The sequence below is a fragment of the Duganella sp. GW822-FHT06D06 genome (genome assembly GCF_058799615.1).
Map to the genome: position 1 here is coordinate 669,222 of NZ_JBXALQ010000002.1, position 6,694 is coordinate 675,915.

Sequence of the window (6,694 nt, forward strand, 5' to 3'; positions counted from 1 at the left end):
CTCAGGCTCCCGCGCGCACCAGGTGCGGCTTGTGGTCTTGCGCCGCGAGGTGGGATTCGGCCACATAGGCGATCTCGGTCAGGTCGCTGCGCAGCCAGTGCTCGCGCACCAGGCTCAATACATAGGCGCTGACGCTGCACGCCAGGCCGACCACGGTGGCGGTGAAGGCGGTGGTCATCGACTCTGCCATCTTCGGCAGGTTGCCCTGCGCCAGGCCGGCCAGCGAGATGCCCATCGGGATCAGGGTGCCCATCAGCCCCAGCGCCGGGCCGACGCGCACCACGAAGCGCACGCCGTCCAGGCGGCGCACGCCGTTGACGTCGGCGCGCTGCACCAGCCGTTCGAGGCGGGCGTCCAGTCCCGGCTCGCCTTCCTGCGCGGTCAGCACGGCGGCCATTTCCTGTTTGGCGGTGGCGACCAGCACGCGCACGCCGCGGCGGCGCTCCAGCCATTCGGCGCCGAAGGTGCCGAAGCACACCAGCATGTGCAGCACCAGCGCAGCGATCCCCAGCAGCACCGGCAGGTACAGGATGGTGGAAATGGAATACAGCAGTGTCTCGATGGAGTGCACGGCCGCGTCGGCGGGCAGGTTAAACATGGGCGGGTCCTGTGGGCAAAGAAGAAAAATCGGGGCGCAGGCGTACGCGAACGGCGCGTGCGCAAGGCACGGCCGCCAGTCGGCAAGGCCGTGGCGCGCAAAATCGATGCATAGATGTAGATCGAAACAGATGCAAGCCGCTCACTTCCCCGTGTGCGGATTGAACAGAAATGCCTGGGCATTTCCACCTGTCCTGGCCGGTATCCGGGCTGGCAAGCGACACCGCCTGACCTTCCCATGCGACTGCACAGTGGTTTGAAGAGGCGGATTTGTCGTCAACGACGACGCTTGTTTACCGTTGCGGGGGCAGCACATGTTGGCTGGCGTGGCCAGCTCCATGTTTCCCGTTTAACTGCGCGCCTGGACAGACGCGCGGGCACCAAAACCGGGCGATTATACTTTAACCGGCAAGGGTTTGGAGAATAGGACAGTCGGGGCGATGATCGCCGTGGCAGCAGCCGGCCAGTGTTTGCAGGGTGTCGCGCATGTCGGTCAGCTCGGCGATGCGCTGGTTCAGCTCCGCCACATGCCCCATGGCGATGGTCTTGACGTCGGCGCTGGCGCGCTCCTTGTTCTGCCACAGCGACAGCAGCTCGCGGATCTGCTCCAGCGAAAAACCCAGCGACCGCCCGCGCTTGACGAAGCGCAGCGCGTGCAGGTCGTTGTCGCCGTAGATGCGGTAGCCGGCGTCGCTGCGCTTGCCCGGCGGGATCAGGGCGATGCTTTCGTAGTAGCGGATCATCTTGGCCGAGACGCCGCTGGCGGCCGCCGCTTGTCCGATGTTCATGCTGGTCCTTTCTGATGCTCGGGCTTCCAGCGGCGCAGCAGCAGGGCGTTGCTGATCACGCTGACGGAGCTGAGCGCCATCGCGGCGCCGGCAACCATGGGGTTGAGCAGGCCGAAGGCGGCCAGCGGTATGCCGACCAGGTTGTAGATGAAGGCCCAGAACAGGTTCTGGCGTATCTTGCTGTAGCTGCGGCGCGAGATCGAGATCGCGGCCGCCACCAGCGCCGGATCGCCGCGCATCAGCGTGATGCCGGCGGCGTGCATGGCGACGTCGGTGCCGCTCGACATGGCGATGCCGACATCGGCGGCGGCCAGCGCGGGGGCGTCGTTGATGCCGTCGCCGACCATGGCGATGCAGGCGCCGCCGGTCTTCAGGCCGGCGACGGTGGTCGCTTTGTCGGCGGGGAGCATGTTGGCGATGATGCGGCCTATGCCCAGCTCCTTGCCGACGGCGTCGGCGCTGCCCTGGTTGTCGCCGGTGAGCAGGATGGTCTGGATGTGCATCGCATGCAGCGCCTGCAACGCGGCGCGGGCTTGCGGTTTGACGCGGTCGCCGAAGGCCAGCAGGCCCAGTAGCTGCGCCGGCTGCGGCGCGCTTGACGCGGCCAGCCAGGATATCGTCAGGCCTTGCTGTTCCAGTTCGGCGGCGCGCTTGCTCAGCGCGTCCAGCGCCACGCCCTCTTCCTGCATCAGCCGCGTGCTGCCCAGGATCAGGCGCGCGCCGTCGACGATGGCCGCCACGCCGCGGCCGGGCAAGGCGGTGACGCCGGTGGCTGTCGGCGCGACAGCGCCGCTGGCCGCGTCGGCGCGCGCGGCGGCGGCATCGTTGACGGCGCGCGCCAGCGCGTGTTCGCTGCCGCGCTGGATGGCGGCGGCCAGTTGCAGCAGCCGGCCGTCATCGATGCCGGCCGGCTCCAGCGCCACCAGCGACGGCTTGCCTTCGGTCAGCGTGCCGGTCTTGTCGAACGCCACGGTGGTGATGCGGTGCGCCAGCTCCAGCGCTTCCGCATCCTTGATCAGTATTCCGTAACGTGCCGCCACGCCGGTGCCGGCCATGATCGCGGCCGGCGTCGCCAGCCCCAGCGCACACGGACAGGCGATCACCATCACCGCCACCGCATTGATGATGGCCCGCTCGGCGTCGCCGGTCGCCAGCCACCAGCCGCCGAAGGTCAGCACCGCCAGCACCAGCACCACCGGCACGAACACCGCGCTGACGCGGTCCACCAGATGCTGCACCGGCGCCTTGGCGGCCTGCGCGTCCTCCACCAGCCGGATGATGCGCGCCAGCGTGCTCTCCGCGCCCACCGCCGTCACCCGCACCAGCAGCAGGCCCTCGCCGTTGATGGCGCCGCCGGTCACATGGTCGCCGGCGTGGCGCGCCACGGGCAGGCTTTCGCCGGTGATCAGCGCCTCGTCGACATGGCTGGCGCCCTCCGCCACGACGCCGTCGGCCGCCACCCGCTCGCCCGGGCGCACCACCACCAGCTCGCCCGGCCGCACCTCGGCGATCGGCACTTCGACATCCCGCGTGCCGCGCCGCACCCGCGCCGACTCGGGCCGCAGCACCTGCAAGGCGCGGATGGCGGACGTGGTCTGGCGCTTGGCGCGCGCCTCCAGCCATTTGCCCAGCAAGATCAAGGTGATCACCACCGCCGACGCTTCGAAGTACAGATGCGGCATGGCGGAGGTCGACGCCAGCAGCTGATAGACGCTCAGGCCATACGCGGCGCTGGTGCCCAGCGCCACCAGCAGGTCCATATTGCCGCTGCGGGCGCGCAGCGCCAGCCAGCCGGCGCGATAGAATCGGGCGCCGAGCCAGAACTGCACCGGCGTCGCCAGCAGCAACTGCAGGCGGCCGTCCAGCATCCAGTGCACGCCGGCCAGTTCCAGCAGCATCGGCAACAGCAGGGGCAGCGACAGCAAGGCCGCCAGCAGCACCGCGCGGCCGCCGCCCGGATGGGCCAGCGTCGGCGCCGTCGGCGCCGGCGCGCGCGCAGACGGCGGCGGCGTCGCTGTGGCGTGGTAGCCGGCCTTGTCGATCGCCTGCGCCAGCAGCGTGAAATCGAGCGGCAGCGCCGACTCCACCCGCGCCGATTCGGTCGCCAGGTTGACGCTGACCTTGTCCACGCCCGGCACGGCCGCCAGTACGCGCTCGACACGGCCTACGCAGGAAGCGCAGGTCATGCCCTCGATGTTGATCGACAGTGTTAAGGGAACCGCGGTAGTGGACATGGCAAACCCAATGGACGACTCAATGAGAACAGCATCAAGTATCCCACGATGGGAAGGTCAAGTCCTAATTAACGCACTTCGCAATCGACGGTATTCGATTTGTTCGGGGCGTTGCCGCTGCCCGAAGGACCGGTGCTCTGGCTGAACGCCGGCGGCGGCGTGAACGGGATGCCAGGATTGGCCGGCAGCGGCGTCGGCGGCACCCTGAGACTCGGCGTAAAGCCGAACTGGCCGGCGCTGAAGTTGCTCGAACCGGAAGGGTTGGTCACATGGATCAAGCCGTCGAGCACCTGCACGTACAGGCCCGGCGGGCGCACGCCGGCCGGCGGCAGCGTCAGCTGCGCCAGCATCAGCGGCCGCACCGGCGCGGCCAGCTGGTCCAGCGCGGCGGTGCTGGCCAGGTTGTAGGCCAGGCGCGAGGCCAGCGCCTCCTCGCTCGGCTCGACGATGTCGGCGATGAAGGTGGTGCCGCGGATGCCGATGGTGGCGCTCGGCGTCTTCATGGCGAATTTTTCCTTGTTGCGCTTGCCCAGCAGGCCGGTCACCGAGCGCAGGCCGCCCTTGACCAGGTTGAACGAGGCGCTGTCGGCGTCGGGCTTGCCGGCGTCATACGAGAAGTCCTCGACCTTGAAGGTGGTGCCCGGCTTGAGCGTGATCTCGCTGTTGTCGATGAATTTCACCATGGCGTAGGTGTTCTTCTCGGTCACCAGCGTGTCGCCGCTTTCGACCTCGGAGCGCATCGACAGGATGCGCACCACGCCGCCGGCCTTCTTGGCCAGCAGCGGCCCGCTCAGCTGCACGATGGTGCCCGCCACTTGCGCGGCCCAGCCCGCGCCGGCCACGCCGCACAGCGCCAGCAACAGCAAGCCCTTGAACAAGGCCTGCACGACGGGGGAGTTTTTTGGCTGTGGCATTTTCATTTCCAGTACATTCAGGGTGAACCGCACGCGGTCAGTACGCCAGCCCCAGGCGCAGGTGCAGGCGGCTGGCGTTGTCGCGGCCGGTCGCGCCGGCGTGGACCACGTGGCCGTAATCGAGTTGCAGGTTGACGTAGGTGGACAGCACGAAACGCGCGCCGACGCCGGTGCTGGCGATGGTGGTGCTGGTCAGCTCGTCGGGCAGCGCGTGGTTGCGCTTGGCATAAGCGGTGTCGTAAAAAGCCAGCAGGCGGCAATTCCAGCCGGCGTGGGCGCACAGATTGGGCGTGTAGGCTTCCAGGTTGACGCCCAGGCCGGAGTCGTTGGAAATCTCGCGTTCGATGAAGCCGCGCACCGAAGTCGCGCCGCCGGCGCCGAATTGTTCGCCGGGGATCAGCGCGTCGCTGCTGTACTGGCCGTTGAGGATGGCGCGCAGCTGCCAGTCCCTGGCCAGCGCGCGGGTCAGGCTGCCGGCCAGGCGCAGCACGGTGAAGTCGGCCTTGGCGCCGGCGCGGGCCAGCGTGAACGCGGCCTGGTCGCCCTTGGAACCGCCGGAGATATTGCGCAGCAAGGTCAGCTGGCCACTCACTTCGCCCTGCTTGAGCGGCAGCGTGGCCTGATAGCTGATGCTGAGCGGATGCACGGTCACATCGTTGCCCAGCTCCTGGCCCAGCAGCAGCACGCTGCTCTTGAACGCCTTGTAGTCGACCCCGTAGCTCAGCTTGGATTCCAGCTCGCCGCGCTTGGCCAGGCTCTGGTTGTAGCGCGCGCCGTACACCGCGCCCTTGCCGCTGACGGCCAGGTTGACCGCGCCGGCCGACACGGTGCCGGAATCGACGTTGGAATAGCTGGCGAAGAAGTCCAGCGAGTCGCCCAGCGCGTACAGCGGCACATGGTAGCCGGCGCCATACACCTTGACGCGGCCCGGCTCCTCGAGCGAGGTGGTGTACTGCAAGGAGGCCAGGTGATCGCGGTTGAACAGGTTGGCGTTCTGCAGGATGAAGCCGACGTGGGTCTTGCCGGTCTGCCGGGTGCCGGTGTTGTCGAGGTTGACCATGCCCTTCCAGACGGGCTGGTCCTTTACGTCCAGCACGGCGTCGACCTCGTCGTCTTTCTCGCCGCTTTGCAGTTTGAGGGTGACTTCCTTGGCGGGACTCTCGTTGCCCTGCTTCAGGTTGGCCGAGACCGCCTTCAGGTCGGGCGTGCTGCCCTCCTGCAAGGCGGGCAGGCTGCGGCGGATATTGTTTTCGTCGAAGTACAGATTGTTCTTCACGCTGATGCGGCCGATGCGCGTTTCCACCACCCGCAGTATCACCACGCCGCGGTTCAGCTCCTGCTCCGGCAGTTCGATCGTCACCACGTTATAGCCGCGCTGATGGTAGACCGCTTCCAGCGCTTCCAGCGCCCGCTGGACGTCGCCGAAATCGCGCTCCTTGCCGACGAATTTGGCCAGCAGCGCATCGACCTGCGCCGTCGGCAACAGGGTGTTGCCCTTGACCTCGAAACGGGTAATCTCGAAGCGAATGGCGGCATTGTCGTCCGCCGGCTGGACCGCCCAGGCCGAAGTCACGGCGGCGGCGAGTAAGGAACCTGCTAACAGGCGCGTAAGGCTATATCTCATGGGTTCGCTCGTAGTAGGGGTGCGTGGAACTTACCACGCTCTGCCGATGCTAGCATAGCCCTTATATACAATGCCTATTTGAAAGATTGAAATTGATAGGGGCGCCGCCGAGTGTTGGATTTCAGCTCACCAACGGGGCCGCCGCAGCGACGGCCCCGGGCTGCCCGGCACGCCATCAGTTGCAGTACATCTTCTTGGTCGGCTCGTTTTTGCTGGCGACCAGCTCGACCTTGCCGCTCGACTTATCCTTCTCGTCGGGCACCTTGTCGTCCGGTTTGCTCGTGCCGCCGCTGCTGGCGGTTCCGGTGGACGCGCTACTGCTGTCCGCCGGTGTGGTCACGGCTGGCGCCTTGAGGACGCCGCCCTGGGCCTGGGTGACGGTATTGATGATGTTGACGGTGGAGTTCAACGCCTGGGCCACCGGCGTCGAAGTCTGGTTGGCGGCAGCTGCGGCCGCGGCGGCGGCGGCATCGGCCGCGGACTTGGCGGCGGCGTCGGCGCCGGCCTGGGCGGCGGCAGCGGCGGCAGCCTTGGCGG

Annotated in this window: 5 protein-coding genes, 1 pseudogene and 1 riboswitch; all 6 genes and pseudogenes read right to left on the reverse strand. The window is 67.7% G+C overall.

What is annotated here, in order from left to right; translation table 11 throughout:
• Position 1 precedes the first annotated feature (1 nt).
• Positions 2-598: a MotA/TolQ/ExbB proton channel family protein gene (locus AC1RMD_RS06185; RefSeq protein ID WP_492924669.1), complete on the reverse strand. Its 597-nt coding sequence runs from the start codon at positions 596-598 to the stop codon at positions 2-4.
• Positions 599-776: 178 nt separating this feature from the next.
• Positions 777-997: riboswitch (cobalamin riboswitch) on the reverse strand.
• A 1-nt stretch (position 998) separates the two neighbouring features.
• Positions 999-1,385, reverse strand: a complete 387-nt coding sequence (gene cueR, locus AC1RMD_RS06190) for a Cu(I)-responsive transcriptional regulator (protein ID WP_492924671.1) — start codon at positions 1,383-1,385, stop codon at positions 999-1,001.
• Positions 1,382-3,619 carry a heavy metal translocating P-type ATPase gene (locus tag AC1RMD_RS06195; protein ID WP_492924673.1) on the reverse strand — a complete coding sequence of 746 codons (2,238 nt, stop codon included), beginning with the start codon at positions 3,617-3,619 and terminating at the stop codon, positions 1,382-1,384. The genes cueR and AC1RMD_RS06195 overlap by 4 nt, the downstream gene beginning before the upstream one ends.
• Positions 3,620-3,687: 68 nt before the next feature.
• On the reverse strand, positions 3,688-4,533 hold the full coding sequence (locus AC1RMD_RS06200) for a FecR family protein (protein ID WP_492924675.1): 846 nt from the start codon (positions 4,531-4,533) through the stop codon (positions 3,688-3,690).
• A 37-nt stretch (positions 4,534-4,570) separates the two neighbouring features.
• Positions 4,571-6,157, reverse strand: coding sequence for a ShlB/FhaC/HecB family hemolysin secretion/activation protein (locus AC1RMD_RS06205; RefSeq protein ID WP_492924677.1), 1,587 nt, complete (start codon positions 6,155-6,157; stop codon positions 4,571-4,573).
• A gap of 175 nt (positions 6,158-6,332) precedes the next feature.
• Positions 6,333-6,694: pseudogene (locus AC1RMD_RS06210) on the reverse strand (hypothetical protein); the annotation flags it as partial.